Origin of the sequence: Candidatus Chryseobacterium colombiense (assembly GCA_029203185.1) — a bacterium.
In the GTDB taxonomy this organism is placed as follows: Bacteria; Bacteroidota; Bacteroidia; order Flavobacteriales; family Weeksellaceae; genus Chryseobacterium; species Chryseobacterium colombiense.
The window spans coordinates 2,579,081-2,600,000 of sequence record CP119310.1 but is presented as its reverse complement, the minus strand read 5'-3'; the positions used below and the strand labels follow the sequence as shown (position 1 = coordinate 2,600,000).

Here is a 20,920-nt window from a genome sequence, read left to right as displayed (position 1 = left end):
CGTAAGCTGATGCCCATTGCCAACTCCGTTTCCGGTATAGGCTCCTCCAATGCCACTGACAATGGTTGTAGGTGTTGTAGAAAGGGTAATCTGTGAAGAGGGAGTTCCTAGAGCACCGGCACCACTACCTGTAGCAGATGCTATTTGCAGTTTTATATCAATACCTGGAATGTTCTGGGTTATAGAAGCAGTTATGGATCGTGTGCCACCAGAAGCTACCGCTGAAGTATAGTTCAGCCATTTAGTTGTATTATTGGTAGGGTTTGTAAGACGGTTACCTGCTTCTGTAGGTTTTATAAGGTCTAAATTAATGCTGGTTGCCTGCTCAATATCCATTAAAGCAACCTGTGGTAAGGTAAAACTAACAGTGTATGTTTGTGAAAAGGCTCCCGTATAAAACGTAAGACTTATTGAAGAGATTAATATTTTGATAAAAGTTTTCATTTTTGCTTTTTTATTTCATTATACCCCACTTTTATACTTTCTTGCTGATATTTGATTTCCGTTAGCTGCTTTACAATACTGATAGCTATATTTTTAGTTTCAGAAGGTTTTAAAACAAACTGAAATTGATTGGTAGATATTTTATAGCGTTTATCAAGACCATTTCTATATATTTTCACGGTCCAGTTTCCAGGGCGTAGATAGGTAAAATCAAAAGGTTCTCCTATGATACATATCTTTCTGTAGGTTTGTTCTCCATTGGTAGCTTCAACAATAACACCGTCTGTTTTTTTACTTTCTTTTTTCGGCTGATAATGAGCAAAAACGTAATGATTGTTTTCTTCATTTTCATTGAGCGATATGCTTCCCTGAATAGTAGCTGCAGTAGTTAAGCCGAAATTATAAATGTTTTCTTTATTGATAAGATGTAAAGTGGCCGGAAAATTAGAATATGGAATATCATTTAACTGAGTACTCGATCTATCAATTTCGAGAAAATAATCGCCCGGAGGAATATTTTTAAAAGTATAATTTCCTGCCTTGTCCGTGACAGTGATATAATTCCCCATCATTAATCGTATTCCTTCAACTTTTTGTACTCCTAGATTATTAACGGTTCCGGATAAGGTAGTGTATTCGGCAATTTTTTGTACAGGAACGTTCATCCTAAGTGTATAGCGTAAAGAAAATATAAAGTCTTTATTGGCAAGATCTCCACGTTGCAAATTGTAGCGGCCTGATATATCTATTTCATGATGCCTGAAAAGTTGATGATGAAACAAAACCTCAAAAAGATTACGGTCCTTAAAATAATCTTCAGGCATATAGTTATTTTGATAAAAAAGCCTAAAATTTGTTCTATCCGATAGTGTGCTAATAATCTGGGCACCAAAATAAGTCTGTTTTTGATTTTGCATTTGGTATCTGGATGTTATCGCATAGCTTCCATATAAATTAAATGAGGTATTAAATTTTTGAAATCCTACATTAGCTGTATAAAAGGTAGAATTTCCTGAAAATCCAGTCAGAAAGTTATTGGTATTGCCAAATTGACTTTCAAGATTTATACTAAATTGTCCTATTCTCTGATTTACACTTACTCTGAAAAATTTTTCATCATAATCAAATTGCCTTGGCATAAGACGGTCCTGGTATTTTTGATAGCCACTGTATACCATTACAGATCCTGTTTTTATGTAATTGTACTGAGCTCCGTATTGGAAATAGCTTCTATAAGGCGCAGCCAGTAATAAAGTATCTCTTTGATAGTTTTTAGCGTCCTGAATAAAGTTGGCAAACAAATTAACTTTATTCAGAATTCGATACTGTATATTTCCATTAAAAGTACTGGTGTTAGAAAAATAGCCGGCGAATCTGGGGCTGGCTTTTAAATACATAAGACTTCCACTGACTTTACTGAAATTGGCCTGAGTCTGCAGCATATAAGCAGTTCCTTCTGTTTCATTTGTTTTACTATACGTAATTTCTCCTGAAGCACTAAGATTTTTTAGAAGTTGAAATTTACCTGCTAAATAAGGCAAATGGGTATTCGAATCAAACTGAGTATTTACTGATGTAAAATTGTTTTTTTCTGAAACAGGAATTTTATAAAGGTAACCGGCAGTTAGTTCCGATTCTTTTTTTATTTTTATTTTTGAATAAATATTGAATTCATCCTTAATATCCCGGAAGAATCTTGGATGATTATAAAAAGCACCAAAACTGATTTTCTTTAAATCATAGCGGATCTCGGCTCCTCGTCCATATCGTGCAAACTCTGTAAGATAGGAAGCCGAATAGGCTTTATCTCCGATATGCACAAAAAGATTAGAATCTTTATAATTGATAAAATATTCTTCGTAAGGAGTGAAGGCATTGAAGTCAACAGGATTTTTAGTTGCCGCATGAAATTCTATTTGGCTGGTATTTTTATTTGTAAGGCTTCCTTTCCCATAAATTTCCCCTTGGAAGCCATCTTGGTAAACACCCCTGTTCTGGCTTCCTATAAAAGAAAGAGAAGCGGAAACTGGTAAACGGTAATAAATATCATCTTCTACAGGTTTTGTTGAAATAATTTTCACACTACTGTATGCCGTGACAGCCTGAGTTGGATTAACCGTAGAACGGGCGGTCAGGTCTAAATTTTGATAATCATTCTTTCCTAAGTTCGGATCTGTATTTTTAGTAATGGTAATTATTTTACTGGCTCCGGGAGCAAGAACGAGAGTATTGACCTGGCTTATCAATGAATTATTGCTTTCCATGGCCAGATACTCTTTAGTATTTCCGTTATTTTTTAAAATAAAAGAAGCTTTGATTACTTGCCCTGCCTTTACAAACTCCGGGGATTCTAATAAGGTAATAGAAATATTACGGTTTTCGGAAACAATAATTTCTGTTTTCTCTGTAAACTTATTTTCAGTGTCTTTTTCTGAGATATGCAGCGATATTTCATATTTTCCTGAAGGAGCTTCGGAAGATATCCGTAAAGGAACAATGTAAATTCTATTGTCCAATGCTGAAAGAGTAATCTCATCTTTTAAAAGAATAGGACTGATAAATGGATCTGAAGTTTCAACATTCAGAAGGTAGGTTTTACTGTACCGCGATTTATTTTCTATTTTAAAAGAAACAGAAGTGGAGCTTCCCGGGAGTAAACTATCTTTTTTATTAACAAATTCCTGAGATTGATTTTGAGAAAAGATGAATACCGGGAATAATAGGATAATATATATGATCCATTTCCTAATCATTTTTAACTTCTAATTCAACATTAAGAGCAAAGGCATTTTCATCTTCATCAGTAGCGATGATTACAGCGTTATATTTATCAGGAGGAATTTTACTGATATCTATGTCGAAAGATTTTGAAGTATTGGGAAGTAATGCCATGGTCATGCTGGAAAATGTGCCTATTTTTTCTCCTGTTTTACGATTGTATATTTCAATATTCGCGGTAGGCCTGCAAAATAAATTCCCATTATTGGCAATCCCGATTTTCACATTTCGCTGTTGTCCTTCTTTCTCAATTTTTACACTTTCAAACTTAAGAGAAGGCTTTATATTGTCAGTATCGTAATTGGTAATGACCTGAATGGCATATCGAACTATAGATGTAATACTAATACCCGGACTGTCATTACTTGGTTTTATATCATCTACAGGTTCTACAATAATAACACTCCAATACGTTCCTGACTGGGCAATTTTAGCGGGAACATTGATTTCAAAATAGATCTCTGTTTTTTCTTTAGCTTTAAGGCTTACTAAATTAGTATTGAGTTTTATCCAGTCTGTATTTGATTTCTCGTTTGTATGAGGAGCCGTATAATAGGTGGTTCCGTCTGCATGGTAGCTAAAATCCTGTAGAAAAATTTTTACATTCTGAGTAGTATTTCCAGTGTTCTGTAAAGTAACTTTTCCTTTATATACCTGGCCGTTTTCGACTTTATAAATATGAGTAAGACCATTAAGCACAACAATACTTGCCTGTAATGAGGTGAACTGTATAATAAAGGTGAGAAAAAATAAAATACGCTTTATCATCAAGAATATTTTTAGGGTGAAATAAGGACATAGAGAAATAAGAAGAAATTCGGTAAATTTCTTCTCCTCTTAATCAAAAAAGTATTTTTCTATTTAATTATCAACAAAAGTATACGTAACCTTTGCTATTTCAGTTGTTGAAGCTGTTAAATTACCGTATGCAGTCGTGGCACCGGGACTAATCGTGTAGGTAAGATTGTGGCCTTTACCGGATCCATCTTCTGTATAAGCACTCCCAATACCTGAAATTAGTGATTGATCAGCAGCTGTCAAGGTTAGTGTGGAAGTGGGTGTTCCTAAAGCTCCTGCACCTCCTACTGGCGCTGCTGCTGTAACTTTAATATCTACACCTTGGATTACTGTATCCAATTTTACAGAAATATGGCGGGTTGTAACGGTTGCTGTCTTAATGGATGAATAATTGAGCCAAAGAGTATTGTTTGTACCGGTTGCAGTTATTGGTAAACCGGCTTCCGTAGGAGCTGTAAACCCCATTAAAATATTTTTTGAAGCAGAAGGCTCAATATCAAGTATTGCAACTGAAGGAATGGTAATGGTAATATTATGATTATCACTAATACCGTCTTGTTGTGCTTTCATATTAGCAGAAATTGCAACAAAAGCAAAAGATAATGCCAATCCTGTAAGGTTTAATAGTTTCATTGTTTTTAGTTTTAGACTGTGAAGATAATAAAATTTAATAAAACTTAAGAGAAAATTTTGTCAAATTAAATTTAATACATTGTTTTTCAGTTGTTTGAAATATTTCACTAGAAAAAGAATAATTAATGGAAATCATTAAACAGTGAATTTCTGTATATATAAAGATGTATTTTCTTGTGATAAAAATTAGAATCTACTCAAGATTCCCCAATGAATTTTAATATCATTAAACTTGAATGGATTTCCAAATTCATTACCATTCGAAAGCTGGAAGCTCATGAGTCCGATAGGAATAAAGAAATTGAAACCGAAGCCAACACTATAGAGTTTGGGTTTCACATTTAAAGATTTGTTATTGAGCTGACCATACTGCCCGAAAACATCAAAGAAGGCCTGGCTTCCTATCAAATAACGGTATTCTAGACTTCCGTAATAATAAAAGTCGGCGGCAAGGGAATTTTCATTGAATCCCCGCATGGAATTCCATCCTCCGAAACGGTACAATTCATTAGCCGAAAATTCTACCTTAGAATCCATCATCGCTCCTTCTGCTTTTATATTAAGGAAATGATTTCCGTTGATGTGATAGTTATGCTCACCAAAAAAATAGAATTGGTTCTGGTTGGCTTTAATATTGTCTTTTGAATATGTGGTAGCTAGAAAATCATATCCTGCATTGATCCTTGTTTTATAAAGGAAGAGATCAATATCAGTCGGTTCTGTCATTTCATACCAGATACCTAGCCCTTTTTTATTATAATCTTTCCCCTGGATGTATAGAGTATCAATAATGCTTGATGTTTCAAAAGTTCCTCGAAACCCTATTTTATTTCTGTTATTAATGTGGTAATAAAAAGCCGGCAGCATTTTTACATTAGCATAAGTAGAATCCTGTCTGAAAATATTGATTTTCATATTCATCCCAACATTAGATTTAAAAAGATATGGGATATCTGTTTGAAGATCAAAAGTCTGTCCTTTATCCGGATTTCTTTGCCAGTATAAATTGACAGTTTCAAAACCATTGAACATATTCTTGAAATTAACGTTCAAAGTTCCGTTTAAGGTAAATTTATCCGTTTTGTCATTTCCAAAACCGATAACTCCGTCAAAGGTGTTCGTCTTTTTCTTTTCTAAAAACAGATAGATCTGTGTAGAGTCTTTCGTAAAAAGTGTTTGCGGCTGCCGTTCCAGGGAAAGAAACGGATGGCTCTGGAAATTTTTATTGATAGCTAAAAGATTTTTATCATCATAGGTTTTGCCTTTAAATTCCTTTTCAAGATTTTTCATAAACCTTTTGGGAACTTTTACATAGCCTTTCATAACAAAACCGTCAATTGTTCTTTTGTCATTTTTATTAATCTCAAGATTTACAATTGGATAGCCGTTTTTTTGCCCCTTATATTTTGCTTTGATCCTGCTGAAAGAATACCCTTCATCAATATATATTTTGTTGATGCTTTTCTTGGTAGAATCTAGATTTTTTGTAAAAAATTCTTTCTTTGATTTTAATTTGAGCGCTAAAGAATCGGAAAGATCAATAAAAGTCTCATTGAAGTTTTTTCCTTTGTCATAAAAGATTTCGGTACTGTCACCTTTTACTTTTACATCTTTTAGCTGCGTCAGAAAATAATTGCTTTGAGCCAGGGAATCTAAAAATTTGACCGCAGAAGCTGAATCTTTTACTTTTTTTCTTGCATTGGTTTCAGAATCTATAAGCCAATAATGTTTTTTCTGCGCTTGGGTAAAAACGCAAAGAAGGATAAAAAATATGTTTAAAATTAACTTCAATTTGTCATTCTGAATGTATAATATGGAAAAATCTTTATAACAAAAAGATTCTTCACTGCATCTCATTCCGTTCAGAATGACAATGCATCCAATCATTCAACTCTTTTTATGCAAGTTTATTATATTTCTTCATTAAATTCTCATAAGTTCCCTGCGGAAGGATCCATTTTAAAGGAACTCCTATTTTCTGCCCGAATTTACCAAAATAATAATGAGCTTTCCATTTGTTTTTATTTAAAAGAGCATCAACATATTCTGCAACTTCCAAAGGTTCAGTTCCATCTCCTACGTGCGAATTCATCAAAGCATATACCTTATCAAACACATTTTTGTATGGTTCGGAAACCTTTGTTCTTACGCGGTTTTCAGCAATATTGGTTTTGATATCTCCCAAATGAAGTGAGCAGACATGTACATTCCAAGGGTACACTTCGTATCTCATTGCTTCAGTTACTTTATCCAAAGCCGACTTTGAAGCAGAGTAAAACCCGCGGAAAGGCAGTCCCATTTCACTTCCGATACTGGAAACATTAATGATCTGCCCGAATTTGTTTTCACGCATTTTAGGCATTACGGCACTCATCATCTGAACGGCTCCTACGAGGTTCAGGTTGAATAATTTTAAGATATCCTCTTTAGTAGAATCTTCTACGGCTCCTACCATTCCCATTCCGGCATTGTTGATCAGAACATCAATTCTCGTCTCTCTAGTCAATACTTGGGCGATAGCATTTTGTACCGCATCGTTATCTGTAACATCAGTCGGAATAGATGTGAAATATTGACTTTCGGTATGTTTTCGGCTCAAACCATAGACTTTATGACCTTTCTTTCCGAAATATTCTGCTAATACGAAACCGATTCCTGATGACGTTCCCGTTATGATAATAGTTTTTGACATTAGTAAGTAAAATATTTTTTTAAATTAGGAATCTTGAATTTGTTTTCACCGATCCTAAAGTCGTTCATTTTTATAAGCGTGTCGAATTTATGAATAAATTCTTTGTGATCATTTTTTGGAATTTTTCTGTTTTCATCTCCGTCACATTCAGAATACGTTTCGTCAACAATGGCTTTCCCGGTAGAGAAATTTACATCGTGGGTAAAGCTGAATTCACAGGTATCTTCAAATTGATTGAATGCGCCAATGAGATAAAAATCCCCGTTTTGAAAACGAAAAGTATATTTGCTTGTATCCGTATGCCTTGAATTGGAATACAAGGACTGGGAAATGACAAGGCAATTATTCTTTATCTGTATTTCCAGCTTATTGTCTTCAGGATAAAAACCAGCCCCGCTTGAATTGAGGATCGTTGTATTTTCCTTCCATATTTTCCAATTTCCCTGAGTGCTTTTTAAAATATAGAATTTCCTTTTGTTCCCTTGATTCTCAATTTTTTCAGGAGTGTTGTATACAATAACTGTTTCTTCTTTTCCGTCTTTATCCAGATCACCTTTTACTTCCAGCACTTTTTCATACTCTTTTGGAACAGAAAAATCTTTCAATTCCTGTGATGGGAAAGGAGTAAAAGTAATGAAGGAGAGCAAAGAAAGAAAAAGTTTCATTTAGTCTTTATTTAAAATCTTCGACAGATCTTCCCAAAACATCGGGTAAGATTTTTCGACTACAATTTCGTCTTCAATATTTAATTCTTTAATCAGGCAAAACGGCGCAAAACTCATTGCCATTCTGTGATCCTGATAGGTTTTTATTGAAATATTCTCTTGCGGGTCGTTGAACCGGATTGACTGTATCGTAGTATCTGTGATTTCTGTTTCAGTTCCCAGTTTCTGTAATTCATTATATAAAGCCAGCAATCTGTCAGTTTCTTTCACTCTTAATGTTCCCAGACCTGAAATTTTGAAAGGAATTTTCAAAGCGGCTGCAGTTACACAAAGTGTTTGTGCGATATCCGGACAGTTATTCATATCCAGAACGATTTTTTCAGGGAATTGAAAATTTGGATCCGGGTGAAGTGTAATTTTATGTTCTGCTTCTGTGAAAATTGTTTTTATTCCAAAAAACTCTTCATAAATTTTAGCGATGGCAGAATCTCCCTGAGTGGATTCCTTATAAAAGCTTTTTAAATGAATCGTTTTTCTTCCCAGTGCTGCAAAAGAGTAGAAGTATGAAGCTGAGCTCCAGTCACTTTCCACTTCATAGTTTATAACAGAGGATTGGTTGTTTTCATTAAAAGGTTGCACCTTAATTAAATTTCCTACAAAACTTGCCTGAATTCCGAATTTTTTCAGAATATCTAAAGTCATCTCGATATAGGATCTCGAAGTGACTTCACCCACAAGATTTATTTCCAGTCCTTTTTCCAGCTTACCGGCAATCAACAAGAGAGAAGTAATAAACTGGCTTGATATATTAGCGGGAACATCTACTTTGGTCTCCGTAATTTTTCTTCCATGAATTTTCAATGGAGGAAATCCTTCATTTTCCAGGTATTCGATTTCTACGCCCAGATTTTGTAAAGCAGTAACCAGGTTTTTTATAGGACGTTCTTTCATTCTTCCCGAACCTGTAAGAATAGTGGTTTTTCCTTCCGCAATAGAATAGTAAGAAGTAAGAAAACGCATTGCAGTTCCGGCATGGTGAATATCTACGGTTTCAGTATTTTCCGATAAAGCTTTTTTCAGTAATTGGGTATCCTGGGAATTAGACAAATTACCAATTTGTATATTTTTAAACAAATTTTCTAAAATCAACAAACGATTCGAAATACTTTTCGAACCGCTGATTTGTATGGTATTGTCTCCGATTAATTTTGATTTTTCTAACTTCATTATTTATTTCTACATTAAATTGGGATGATGAGTTTAAATTAATTCATAACTCATTTCTATAACTATTTCAGTTTTTCATTATTCTGATGACGGTCTTTATCGCGATCAGTTTTTATTTTCATTTTCTTATCAAAAGCTTCCTGCAAGTTTACCCCTGTCTGATTAGCCAAACATAACGTTACAAATAGCACGTCCGCCAATTCTTCACCGAGATCTTTGCTTTTATCACTTTCCTTCTCGCTTTGCTCTCCATATCTTCTGGCAATGATTCTTGCTACTTCACCTACCTCTTCCGTCAGCATTGCCATGTTGGTAAGTTCATTGAAATAACGGACACCAATTGTTTTTATCCATTCATCAACCTGATGCTGCAGACTTGTAATTTCCATTATGACTTATTGTTAAGCTGTTCTTCCAAAGAACTGATTTTACTGTTTAATACTTTGAGTTCTTCTTTTATTTCTTCTAAGTAATCTGCCGATTTTCCTGAATTTTCAGTATAGTTGCCAATTTTTTTAAAGAAGCTCCTTATCGCCAGATAACAGGCGATTACAATTAAAAGGGCTAATAAAAAAGGTAATTTCTCAATAAAATTAAATTCCATTCTTAGCTTTGATTATGTTTATAAGATTTATTGATAGGCTCCAAGAGTAGGAGAAACAGTTCTGCTGACATTTACAATATCGTTAGGAACACTTGCTGCAACAGAAAGATTTCCTTTATTTCTTGCAGGAGAGGTAGACTTTACTCTTAGATTTTGTTTTGCTGTAAAATAATTGATGAATTGAGGATCATCATTTTTAATACTCTGAACAACATTTACATTGTTGTCAAACGGAAATCCTGCCTGAGAAGTTCCGGAGTATTTGAGTAAAGAGTTTTGTATTAAAAATTCAAACTGCTGTCCCGGTGTTTGTTCAAAGAAAACAGCATTGTCTTTATCTGAATATACGATACTGTTTCGAATGCTGAGCAGTTGTAAAGCCCCTTGTTCCGTTTGGCCCGTTACATCGTTTTTCCACTCATTGGCTGCAAATATTCCACTTCTTGTAAATGAACCTAATGTTTTAGAGTAATTGGCAATAGTAGCGTGTGTGTAAGTATGATAACCGCCTCTGAAAATTCCGATACAAGATTCCCCGCAGTTATTCATGACAAGATTGGAGGCATTAACGGTAGAGCCTACCGCATAAATTCCATATCCCTGAAAAGTATGAATAAATGCATTATTGATGGTAGCAGTCGCTTTTTTCATATCTAAACCTCTCTTTCCACCAAATAATCTTGCATAAGTCATATTGAGAATGGAATTGGTTTCCATCCTGATAGAGTTCCAGTTGTTAGGAATTGTATCATAATAGGTATCATTTCTATCTCCTCTTAAAATAACCTCATTATTTAATGCTCCGTTTATATTTAAAGTGGCTGCATCAGAAACCTTCATTCCGCTGTTGGAATGGAAATATACTTTTGTTCCGGGTTGTATGTTAAGTTTTATACCTGGATTAATAGTCAGATCACCATAGATAATTTTAGCTTTGTTATTACTCCAGGTAGTATTGACGTCAATTACGTTGGGATTGGTAGGCGTTTTAATGAAAAATTCAGCATCCTGTACCACAGAAAATAAAGTCACGTGTTGTTGCCCTGCTGAACTTGTGAAAAGGACTCTATCCTCGGCAATCGCTTCCGGACCTGTTGCTTCCGGGGCAATTTCTACAAAAATATAAAGACTGTCCTTTTTTCTCAAAGGAACCTCCTTGAAATCATATCCTGCTTTCCCGTCTACATTGATTCTATATAAAGAAGAAGCTCCTTTTTCCAGATTGATTCTTGGAATAATGACATCTTTATTTTCATTATTATATACTTTTACCACATAAGTTTCTGAACGTACCTGATGATATACGGTATCACAGAATACGGTATCTCTGGAGAAGCTTAAAGGCTGTGTAGGGTCATCAAATGTAATGTCGTCTTTATTACAAGATACCGCCAGAAGAAGCGCCCAAAAAGAAAAAGCAAGTAATAATTTGAATTTCATTGAAATTAAAGTTTATTAAACTTCAAATGTAACGAAAATACTTTGAATTTCTTATTCCTGAAAAATTATTGAAGGAGTATTTGTATATTATAAAAAATATTGTATTTTTGCAACCTAAAATTTAGCAGAGAAATACCATTACTATTTCGAAAGCAAAACTTTAATTTTTTAAAAATTGTATTATGAAAAACGGAATCCACCCAGAAAATTATAGACTTGTTGTTTTCAAAGATATGAGTAACGACGAAGTGTTTCTTTGCAAGTCTACTGCAGAAACTAAAGATACTATCGAGTACGAAGGACAAGAGTACCCTCTAATCAAAATGGAAATCTCTTCAACTTCTCACCCTTTCTACACAGGAAAAACTAAACTAGTTGACACTGCAGGTAGAGTTGATAAGTTCATGAACAAATACAAAAAATTCGCTAAGTAATTTTTTGCTATCACAATATTTAAAAGTCTTTCGGTTTCCGGAAGACTTTTTTATTTGTAATTTTGTTGGAACTAGAAATGAGAAGCTGAATTAAAAGTTACCTTAAATAAAATATTTGAGTTTCCGGTTTTCATCCTCTAACTTCTAGCCTCTAACTTCTAACTTCTATAGAAATGCAATTAGTATTTTCAGATGCGCAATATTGGGAAGACTTTCTTCCGCTTACCTTTACACGTCCTATTGCAGAAATGCGATGCGGGATTCTTACTTTTTCTGAAAGATGGCAGAAAATTTTAGAGAACACAGAGATCTCTTATTTTACGGAGGTTTATCTTCAACAAAAATTCAGAGAGCCGGAAAAAAAAGAAAGCCTTTTCCTGGTTACCAATTTTTTGCCAACTGAAACTGTAATTCAGCAGATCAAAGAATTGAAACAAGGAGAAGCTTTAGTATATGAAGATGAATTGATCGCAGCTAAAATCAATATGAAAGATTTTTCTCTTCATCAAATTGAGAAAATGACGGATATAAAAGAAGAGCTTATTTTCTTTAAAAAGCCTACCGACCTTTTTACCTATAATAATAAAGCCATTGATTTTGATTTTGATCTCCTTACCAAAGGGAGAGCTTCGCAAGAACTTTCCTATACCAATGGATTTTTGGGCGATAAAAAAGATTTGTTCATAGAAGAAGGAGCAGAAGTTGAGTTTTCTACTTTAAATACAAAAACAGGGAAAATCTACATCGGAAAAAATGCTGAAGTCATGGAAGGTTGTAATCTTCGTGGTCCGATTGCACTTTGTGAAGAATCGAAATTTAATCTGGGAGCAAAAATTTACGGGGCAACAACTATCGGTCCTCATTCTAAGGTAGGAGGTGAAGTGAGCAATATTATCATTTTTGGATATTCTAATAAAGGTCATGATGGTTTTGTAGGAAACTCTGTAATCGGAGAATGGTGCAATCTGGGAGCAGATACCAATTCTTCGAACCTTAAAAATAACTACGGTCACGTAAAACTTTGGAATTACAGAACCAAAGCTTTCGAAGATACAGGATTGCAGTTTGCAGGGTTAATTATGGGAGATCATTCTAAAACAGCAATCAACACGCAGTTAAATACAGGAACTGTGATTGGAGTGGCTTCTAACATTTTCAAGGAAGGTTTTCCGCCGAATTTGATCGATAATTTTTCATGGGGAGGTTTTAAGGGTGATGAAAGATTTAAATTAGACAAAGCCTACGAAGTGGCAGAAAAAGCAATGGCAAGAAGAAAAATACCTTTGACGGATGAGGATAAGGCTATTTTTAAACATATTTTTGATACCTATTAATGTGATGTATAAAAAAAACTTCAAAATTTTTTTGAAGTTTTTTGTTTTTGATGTAATAAGATTTCATTTTTAATTGTCTTACTTATAGAAACAAAACTTATGACCCAAGAGACCTTTAAGGATACGGTGTTCATTCTCAAAGATGAGATGTATCGCTTTGCGAAAAGGTTCGTCATGAGCAGTGATGAAGCGGAAGATGTGGTGCAGGATTTAATGATCAGGTTTTGGCAGAAGAAGGAAGAGTTGGGACAATTCGGGAATTTAAAATCCTATGCGTTGAAAGCCGTCCGGAACGAATGCCTGAACCGACTGAAGCACCACGATGTGAAGTTGGGATTTGCAGATATGCAGCTTCACCGCTCGGAGCTTTACAGTATGGAAGTGAATAATCTGAAAGAGCAGATTATCGGGTATATTAACCAGCTTCCGGAAAAACAAAAGATGGTTATCCATTTAAAAGATGTAGAAGAATATGAAGTTTCAGAAATTGCTGAAATGATGGAAATGGAAGAAAACGCAGTAAGGGTAAACCTGATGCGGGCTAGACAAAAAGTAAAAGAACAAATCTCACAACTGATGAGCTATGAACAACGACAAATTTCAAAATAAATACGACGAAATCTTCCACAATATAAAGGAAGAAAAAATGAATTGGGATTTTGAAGATTTCCTGAAAAAAGCAGAAGGAAAAGATGTTGAGGAAAAAGGGAGTGAAGAAACTCCGGTTATCCCGATCGGAAAAAACAAGCCTGCTTTTCCAAAATGGTTCTGGATGGCTGCAAGTGTTGCTTTGCTTGTAGGTATTGGTTTTGTTTTTAATCAATATCAACATTCAGGAATACAAAATCAGGCTCATTTGGTGGAAAGCCAGATCAAACAGCAAAAAAACAATTTCATCGAAGAAAATAATGATCATCAGTCTCAGGTTGCAGTGAATCATCCAAATGATTCTATTTCAGGAGTTAAACGGGATTCTGTTTTTCAGGGGAATACATTGGCAGAGAAAGATGTTTTAGATGAAATTTTACCTAAAAGAGGAAGGCTGAAAAAAGAAAGAAAACTGAAATATGTTTACAATTCCTCTTATAAAAAAGCTTCAGATTCTACAGGCTATAAAGATTCTTATGTCATTGTCAACGGAAAAAGAATTGAAAATGTGGAAGAAGCTATTAATGTGACTAAGTATTCATTCCAAATATTTGCAAATAACGTCAGTGAAAAACTGGTACAACCAAAAGTCGTTAATGACGATTATTAATTAACCTTAAAGATTATGCTCCTGATCAGGCTCTAATCGACAGAAAATAAAATTGACTCATGAAAAAAATAATCATAGTATTCGCACTGGCCTTCTCACATTTTTTCAATGTGTATGGGCAAAAGGATAAACTCGACCAGCTTTTTGATAAATATCAGGAAGTGGAAGGAGTGACTTCTATAAAAATCGCAAAACCGATGTTTGGGATGCTGAATAATCTGGATCTTGGTGATGCGGAACTTGACCAGATCAAGCCTTTATTATCAAAAATTACAGGTTTGAAAGTATTTATTGCGGAAAAACCTCAGGATGGAAATTCTGTAAAAGGTCAGAAGCTGGATCAGATCAGCAAAGATATTTCGTCTTATTTAAGCAATCTGAATTATAGTGAGATCATGACAATGAACAGCAAGGGTGCTAAAATAAAATTCCTTTCTGCAGAAGAAAAGAACGGAATTTTGGATGATTTGCTGTTGAGCATCGACAGTGGTGGCGAAGAAAGTATTCTGGTAAAACTGGATGGCAAATTGTCTATGAGTGATATTAATAAACTTGTCAGCTCGACGGAGACGAAAATCAATCCTGTTACCAATACCCGAAACAATATTACTTCAGACATTACTTCTTCCTATTTAAATGGAGAAGCCAGAAATGTTGGCGAATTCTCAGGAATCCAGGTAAGTACCGGTGTAAATGTAGTTTTCAAACAGGAAAGTCCTACGAATATTAAGGTAATCGCAGATGCAGACAAGCTTCAGTACATCGTTACTAAAGTTGAAAATGGAGTCTTAAGAGTTTATGTTGATAATAAAGGGCAGAAAAATCTGAAATTTAAAAACATCAGCGTGAATGTTTCTTCTCCAAGGATGGATAATATCAAAACTTCTTCGGGATCAACCTTTACAACAGTTAATGGTGTGAAAGAAAATAATATGGTAATTGATGCGTCTTCCGGCTCTGTGGTGAAAGGTAAGTTTATGATTTCAAATAATACAACGGTAGAAGCAACTTCCGGGTCAGATATTAAAATTGATATCAATTCTAAAAACTTTACTTTCAAAGGATCAAGCGGTTCGAATACAACGGTTGAGGGACAAACGGGAATGGCAAGCTTCGATATGAGTAGCGGTGCACTTTGTAAGGCAGAAAATTTTAAAGCCAATACGGTAGATGCCGAATCTTCATCAGGATCTAATCTTTCTATAAATGTTACCGATAAATTAAAAGCAAAAGCATCTTCAGGAGGTATCATTAAATATAAAGGTAATCCGGAAATCACATCCGATATAAGTAAAAACTCCGGCGGAGCTTTAAAGCAGATTAACTAATAGTAAAAACCAATCACCATGAAAGTATTAAAGAACATTTTTCTGACTGTTGGTACGATTCTCCTGATGCAGTCTTGTATCGTTTCTCCCGGAAAAGGAAATATGATTTACTTTTCAGATTCTGGAAATGATTTTAAAGGAGCGAGATTTACAAGCATTAATGTGCCCATGTTTCTGGCAAAGCCAATGATTAAAAAAGCATTGAGAGAAGACGGAAAAGATAATGATGAAATTATTAAACTGGTCAAAAAAGTTTCCAAGATAAAAGTACTGACCGTAGAAAACGGAGACAGGGCTATGTTGAAAGATTTTACGAATTACTTAAATAACAATAACTACGAAGACTGGGCGACTATAAAACATGATGGAGATAATGTGAACATTCGTGTAAAACAAAAAGATGATGTTATTAAAAATATGCTCATCACGGTGAACTCCGATAAAGAATTGGTTTTTGTGGATGTTAGAGGAAGCTTTACGGTAGATGATATTTCTAAAATGATTGCTTCAGCTACGGATAAGTAGACACTTCATATTCATATACTTATTATTTTGTACAATCAGACCGTTCTAAAAGGAACGGTTTTTTTGATTTAAGTTATTGATTATTAAATTTTATGGAAACTATTAAAATCGATTTTCGTATCTCGCTAAAATGTCTTAATTTTGCAAGAAAGTAAAGATGTCTATTCATAACAAAATTGTAGAGACAGCCATCACTTTCGATGACGTGCTTCTAGTCCCTTCTTATTCAGAAGTTTTACCTAATCAGGTTTCTTTAAAATCAAGACTTACCGACAAAATTACGCTTAATGTTCCTATCGTTTCTGCTGCAATGGATACCGTTACAGAGGCCGATTTGGCAATTGCATTGGCGAGAGTGGGAGGTTTGGGTTTCATTCACAAAAATATGACGATTGCGGAACAGGCTGCACAAGTAAACAGAGTGAAACGTTCTGAAAACGGGATGATTTCTGATCCTGTTACCCTTTCAAAAGATCATACTTTGGCGCAGGCTAAAGAAACAATGGCTAAATATAAAATCTCAGGTCTTCCTGTAGTAGATGCTGAAAATACATTAATCGGTATTATTACTAACAGAGATGTAAAATATCAGGAAAACCTTGATATGAAGGTTGAAGAGATTATGACGAAAAATAATCTGATCACTTCCGATAAAAATACAAACCTGGAGAAAGCCAAAGAAATTCTTCTTAAAAACAGAGTTGAAAAACTTCCTATTGTAGATAGTGAAAATAAATTGGTTGGATTGATCACAATTAAAGATATCGACAATCAATTGGAATATCCGAATGCAAACAAAGATCAGAATGGCCGTTTAATCGTTGGAGCAGGAGTTGGTGTAGGAGAGGATACTTTAGATAGAATTGCTGCTTTAGTTCAGGCCGGAGTGGATATTATCGGAATAGATTCTGCACACGGTCATTCAAAAGGAGTGTTAGATAAAATTTCAGAAATCAGAAAAGCATATCCAGATTTGGATATCGTTGGAGGAAATATTGTAACAGCTGAAGCTGCTGAGGATTTGATCAAAGCCGGGGCAAACGTTCTTAAAGTAGGTGTTGGACCTGGTTCTATCTGTACAACTAGAGTTGTTGCGGGAGTTGGAGTTCCTCAGTTATCTGCAATTTATAATGTTTATGAATATGCTAAAACTAAAAATGTTGCCGTAATTGCTGACGGAGGAATTAAACTTTCAGGAGATATCGTAAAGGCAATTGCAAGTGGAGCAGGAGCGGTAATGTTAGGATCTTTATTAGCTGGTACTGATGAAGCGCCGGGTGAAGAAATCATTTTCCAGGGTAGAAAATTCAAAACATATCAGGGAATGGGAAGTCTTTCCGCAATGAAGAGAGGAGGTAAAGAAAGATATTTCCAGAGTGAAGCTAAAAAATTCGTTCCTGAAGGAATTGAAGGAAGAGTTCCGAGTAAAGGAAAATTGGAAGATGTTATTTTCCAATTGACGGGAGGTCTGAGAGCAGGAATGGGATATTGTGGAGCAAAAGATGTTGAAGCTTTACAAAAAGACACTAAAATGGTAATGATAACAGGTAGCGGCTTAAAAGAGTCTCATCCACATGATGTGATTATTACGCAGGAAGCTCCGAATTATTCTTTGTAAATAAATAATTGATTATACTAAAAAACTCACAGATTTTTTCTGTGAGTTTTTTTATTTGATTTTTTTAAATTTAAAGTTTGTTTTAATGACCAGATTTAAAAACTCTCCTTTTAATCGAGCTCTGAACTTTTCAAATATTTCTGCATGAACTTTAAGTGTTTACTTAAGATTCAAAATTATATTGATTTATTCCCCGAGTTTGTCTTTAAAATCATTGATCCTGAAATCTGTTGCGGCATTTCCTTTCTCTATTTTTTCTTTGGCATACAATCGGAAATCATTTTCAGTTTTTTCAAGAAGATGGTCATAAGGACCGATGTGAGAAATTAGCTTTACCAAAACCGGAGAAATTTCAAGGCAGATAAAAAGTCCCATGATAAAACTGGCTGCCAAACCGATAATAGCTGAGTTTTTTCCTAATTCATCCAATGCCTGAAGCCTTGCCGCAAAACCATTGAATTTATCCTCGAAAGTTTCAGTAGATTTTCTTTCCGTTTCAAGATTGGTATATACTTTTGAAATTTCATTGTCGAGATATTCTAATCTAGGAGCTACCTGTTTTTGATAATTTTCTAAATCTTGTCGTCTCTGTTCCTTGAGCTCCTGCTTGCGTTTGGCATTGCTTCCAAAACCTACTTTTCCGCTGGTTAGGCCTGTTTTGGTGCCGAGAATTTCCTTTTCTAATTCTACTGAAGCTGAGTCATAAGATTTTTGATATTGGACAATCTTTTCAGAGATTTGTTTTTTCTCGGTCTCAAAAGGTCCACTCTGTTGAAGAATACGTCCGTTCATTTCTCCTTGAAGCTGTTTTTTGTTTCTTTGAATAATGGTATTCAGCTGTTTGTTGACTTCTTTTTCAAAAATTTTAAGCTCTAGTGGTTTAGAGATAATAATACCTAAAAAGGTAGCCAATACTAGACGAGGAATTGCCATTAAAATCTGATTCCACCATGTGCCTGTTTTTTTTATAGATGATACAATGTAACGATCCAGGTTAAAGATCATTAATCCCCATAAGATACCGAATCCTATCGCTGTCCAGATATTATCAAAAACCGTAAACATAGCATAACCTGCGGATAGTGTTGCAAAGACAGCTGTAAACAGTACAATTCCTCCAATTCCGGAAAACTTATTCCATTCACTTGGTATTTTTCTTAGAATATGGATATTTCCTCCTGAACAGATCATAAGGAATTTCTGAAACCAGTTGATCTTATAATCTGTTTGATTTATAATTGGTTGTGTTTTTTTCATAATTGAAAATTTATACAAAAATACTACTAAAAATCATACCAATGTTAAAAATAGTATTATGTTTTACCAAGTATGCTTAAAGTAGTCTTATTTAATAGAGTATTAAAACAAATTTTTATTCTTTATAAAGAGATTTTGGAAGGGAAAGTTAGAGAAATTGAAGATGTTTATGAGAGATTTTAATGAGATAAAAATCCATTTGTAAAAATAGTCTTATCTTTAAATAACCAACCTGCAAAAAAATTGTTATGAAAAATGCTGCAAAACTTTCATTCATGTGTATCGCGTTCGTTTTGGTTTCTTGTAAGAAGGAGAAAACTATTGATCAGGAACTTAAGGAAGTTGCCACCAATATGAACAAACTTACTCCTCAGACGCTTAATGATGGAGTTCGTCTTGATAGCGTTTCGGCATTACCCAATAAAGTTTTTAAATACAATTATACATTAACGGATGATGTTAAAGAAAGTGTAACGCCTGAAGAAATAGAAAGATTTAAGAGTCAGGCTAAAGAAGGTGCTGTCAAAGCTGTAAAAACTTCTGAAGATATGGAAGAATTCAGAAATAATGATGTGACTTTACAGTATTTCTATTCCGATAAAAACGGAAAGCCAACGGCAGACTTTACCATTACTCCTGCTGAGTATAAAGCAAAATAGTATTTATTTTAACCGATCTGGATTTTGCTTTAAAAAACTTTCCCAGCCGGTATAAGACTTGGTGTCCGTAAGAGTACCGGAATTAAAATGATGACATACGGCTACTGCTAAGCCATCAGAAGCATCGAGATATTTTGTTGGGAATTCTTTTAATTTCAGAAGATTCTGAAGCATCCCAGCAACCTGCTCTTTACTCGCATTTCCGTTTCCGGTAATAGCCATTTTTATTTTTTTCGGGGAGTATTCTGTGATAGGAATATTTCTGTAAAGACTTGCGGCCATGGCAACTCCTTGAGCTCTTCCCAATTTTAGCATACTTTGAACATTTTTTCCGTAAAAGGGAGCTTCCAAAGCAACTTCATCAGGATGGAACTCATCAATAAGGGCCAATGTTTTATCAAAAATATATTTAAGTTTTGTTTCATGATTAGGATATTTCTTCAAAAGTAATTCATGAATGGAAACCATTTCCATCTTTCCCTTATTTACAGAAATCAATCCAAATCCCATAACCGTTGTTCCGGGGTCAATTCCTAATATTATTTTCTCTGCTGAAATCATTGCTTCAAAGATACTGCTTTATTCAGCGAGTTGAAAAATGAATAAAAATTATTTTCCCACAAGCATTTTTTCGGCAATAGGAATCCATTTTCCGTCATGTCGAAGTAAGATAATTTTATCAACTAAGAATTTAGTTTTATAGATTTTATATTGATAAATTTCCCATGCTTTCAGAAAATTATCATAAGTGAGATCTCTGTATCCAACAGTCACATGAGGATTGAAAGAATATTTTTTGAAATTGAATTTTTCTTTAACAAGAAGCTGGAGCTGCTTTAAGTTTTCACTTTCTTCGGGCTGTACAAATAAAACGAGATTTTTCGGATTAGGAAAACTTCCAAAACCATTTAATACAACTTCAAAAGGAATAAGATCTGTATTGATTTTCTGAAAGGCTTCATGAATGTCATTTTCAAGTTCAGCTTCTCTGTCAAAGGGTGGAAATAAAGTAATGTGTGCTTCATTTTTTAGAGCTTTAGAATTGGCAAAATTAATGGCCAGATCTTTTTTAAAGACATTGATTTCCTCAATAATGTTTTGAGGAGGATAAATGGCAATGAAGTACATTTTTTTCATAATTCAAAGGTATGTTTTATTTAAATTAAATTTTTCTTTCATGCATAAGAAAATTATGCATAGATTTGTAAGGTATTTAAATCTTTGGG

Annotated in this window: 22 protein-coding genes (1 of these 22 only partly in view); 8 read left to right on the top strand and 14 right to left on the bottom strand. The window is 34.3% G+C overall.

All coding sequences use genetic code 11. From position 1 onward, the window contains the following. From P0Y62_11590 to P0Y62_11540, 11 genes are all read right to left on the bottom strand, one after another. Positions 1 to 444, bottom strand: the beginning of a protein-coding gene (locus tag P0Y62_11590; protein ID WEK68502.1) for a hypothetical protein. 591 nt of this gene lie to the left of the window's left edge; the window shows 444 of its 1,035 coding nt (coding positions 1–444); the start codon lies at positions 442 to 444; its stop codon lies beyond the left edge, outside the window. Beyond that, a complete protein-coding gene (locus tag P0Y62_11585) occupies positions 441 to 3,197 on the bottom strand; it encodes a hypothetical protein (protein WEK68501.1) in 2,757 nt (918 codons plus the stop codon). The genes P0Y62_11590 and P0Y62_11585 overlap by 4 nt, the downstream gene beginning before the upstream one ends. Continuing rightward, positions 3,190 to 3,990, bottom strand: coding sequence for a DUF3324 domain-containing protein (locus tag P0Y62_11580; GenBank protein ID WEK68500.1), 801 nt, complete (start codon positions 3,988 to 3,990; stop codon positions 3,190 to 3,192). The genes P0Y62_11585 and P0Y62_11580 overlap by 8 nt, the downstream gene beginning before the upstream one ends. 93 nt (positions 3,991 to 4,083) lie before the next feature. Beyond that, positions 4,084 to 4,653 (bottom strand): hypothetical protein, encoded by a 570-nt coding sequence (locus P0Y62_11575; protein ID WEK68499.1) that lies wholly within the window; start codon positions 4,651 to 4,653, stop codon positions 4,084 to 4,086. Positions 4,654 to 4,839: 186 nt separating this feature from the next. Further along, complete coding sequence (locus P0Y62_11570; protein ID WEK68498.1) at positions 4,840 to 6,540, bottom strand: hypothetical protein; 1,701 nt, start codon at positions 6,538 to 6,540, stop codon at positions 4,840 to 4,842. A gap of 10 nt (positions 6,541 to 6,550) precedes the next feature. Beyond that, positions 6,551 to 7,345: an SDR family oxidoreductase gene (locus P0Y62_11565; GenBank protein ID WEK68497.1), complete on the bottom strand. Its 795-nt coding sequence runs from the start codon at positions 7,343 to 7,345 to the stop codon at positions 6,551 to 6,553. Then, positions 7,345 to 8,010, bottom strand: a complete 666-nt coding sequence (locus P0Y62_11560) for a hypothetical protein (GenBank protein ID WEK68496.1) — start codon at positions 8,008 to 8,010, stop codon at positions 7,345 to 7,347. The genes P0Y62_11565 and P0Y62_11560 overlap by 1 nt, the downstream gene beginning before the upstream one ends. After that, positions 8,011 to 9,237, bottom strand: a complete 1,227-nt coding sequence (locus tag P0Y62_11555; protein WEK68495.1) for a 3-phosphoshikimate 1-carboxyvinyltransferase — start codon at positions 9,235 to 9,237, stop codon at positions 8,011 to 8,013. A 62-nt stretch (positions 9,238 to 9,299) separates the two neighbouring features. Next, a complete protein-coding gene (locus tag P0Y62_11550) occupies positions 9,300 to 9,626 on the bottom strand; it encodes a nucleotide pyrophosphohydrolase (protein WEK68494.1) in 327 nt (108 codons plus the stop codon). After that, entirely contained in the window at positions 9,626 to 9,841 is a 216-nt protein-coding gene (locus P0Y62_11545) for a hypothetical protein (protein WEK68493.1), read from the bottom strand. The genes P0Y62_11550 and P0Y62_11545 overlap by 1 nt, the downstream gene beginning before the upstream one ends. A gap of 27 nt (positions 9,842 to 9,868) precedes the next feature. Further along, positions 9,869 to 11,281, bottom strand: coding sequence for a hypothetical protein (locus P0Y62_11540; protein WEK68492.1), 1,413 nt, complete (start codon positions 11,279 to 11,281; stop codon positions 9,869 to 9,871). Positions 11,282 to 11,463: 182 nt separating this feature from the next. Here P0Y62_11540 and P0Y62_11535 point away from each other — a divergent pair, with 182 nt between their 5' ends. The 7 genes from P0Y62_11535 to guaB all read left to right on the top strand — a co-directional run bounded on the left by P0Y62_11535 (position 11,464) and on the right by guaB (position 17,778). Further along, the gene (locus P0Y62_11535) at positions 11,464 to 11,715 is read left to right on the top strand and encodes a type B 50S ribosomal protein L31 (protein ID WEK68491.1); all 252 of its coding nucleotides are present in this window, start codon (positions 11,464 to 11,466) and stop codon (positions 11,713 to 11,715) included. Positions 11,716 to 11,888: 173 nt separating this feature from the next. Next, positions 11,889 to 13,049, top strand: coding sequence for a GlmU family protein (locus P0Y62_11530; protein WEK68490.1), 1,161 nt, complete (start codon positions 11,889 to 11,891; stop codon positions 13,047 to 13,049). A 99-nt stretch (positions 13,050 to 13,148) separates the two neighbouring features. Next, a complete protein-coding gene (locus tag P0Y62_11525; GenBank protein WEK68489.1) occupies positions 13,149 to 13,658 on the top strand; it encodes a sigma-70 family RNA polymerase sigma factor in 510 nt (169 codons plus the stop codon). After that, positions 13,633 to 14,307, top strand: coding sequence for a hypothetical protein (locus P0Y62_11520; protein ID WEK68488.1), 675 nt, complete (start codon positions 13,633 to 13,635; stop codon positions 14,305 to 14,307). Before P0Y62_11525 ends, P0Y62_11520 begins: the two co-directional genes overlap by 26 nt. 59 nt (positions 14,308 to 14,366) lie before the next feature. Next, a complete protein-coding gene (locus tag P0Y62_11515) occupies positions 14,367 to 15,635 on the top strand; it encodes a DUF4252 domain-containing protein (protein ID WEK68487.1) in 1,269 nt (422 codons plus the stop codon). Between the two features lie 18 nt (positions 15,636 to 15,653). After that, positions 15,654 to 16,160, top strand: coding sequence for a DUF4252 domain-containing protein (locus P0Y62_11510; protein ID WEK68486.1), 507 nt, complete (start codon positions 15,654 to 15,656; stop codon positions 16,158 to 16,160). A gap of 157 nt (positions 16,161 to 16,317) precedes the next feature. Beyond that, positions 16,318 to 17,778 (top strand): IMP dehydrogenase, encoded by a 1,461-nt coding sequence (gene guaB, locus P0Y62_11505; GenBank protein WEK68485.1) that lies wholly within the window; start codon positions 16,318 to 16,320, stop codon positions 17,776 to 17,778. Between the two features lie 186 nt (positions 17,779 to 17,964). On the opposite strand, the gene P0Y62_11500 is transcribed toward guaB, so the two are convergent. Further along, positions 17,965 to 19,035, bottom strand: a complete 1,071-nt coding sequence (locus P0Y62_11500; GenBank protein WEK68484.1) for a DUF4407 domain-containing protein — start codon at positions 19,033 to 19,035, stop codon at positions 17,965 to 17,967. Positions 19,036 to 19,283: 248 nt separating this feature from the next. On the opposite strand from P0Y62_11500, the gene P0Y62_11495 reads away from it, so the two are divergent. Next, positions 19,284 to 19,694 (top strand): hypothetical protein, encoded by a 411-nt coding sequence (locus P0Y62_11495; GenBank protein ID WEK68483.1) that lies wholly within the window; start codon positions 19,284 to 19,286, stop codon positions 19,692 to 19,694. A gap of 3 nt (positions 19,695 to 19,697) precedes the next feature. On the opposite strand, the gene ruvC is transcribed toward P0Y62_11495, so the two are convergent. Both ruvC and P0Y62_11485 read right to left on the bottom strand, forming a co-directional pair. Next, positions 19,698 to 20,252: a crossover junction endodeoxyribonuclease RuvC gene (gene ruvC / locus P0Y62_11490; GenBank protein ID WEK71801.1), complete on the bottom strand. Its 555-nt coding sequence runs from the start codon at positions 20,250 to 20,252 to the stop codon at positions 19,698 to 19,700. 51 nt (positions 20,253 to 20,303) lie between these two features. After that, positions 20,304 to 20,831, bottom strand: coding sequence for a 2'-5' RNA ligase family protein (locus P0Y62_11485; protein ID WEK68482.1), 528 nt, complete (start codon positions 20,829 to 20,831; stop codon positions 20,304 to 20,306). Positions 20,832 to 20,920 lie beyond the last annotated feature (89 nt).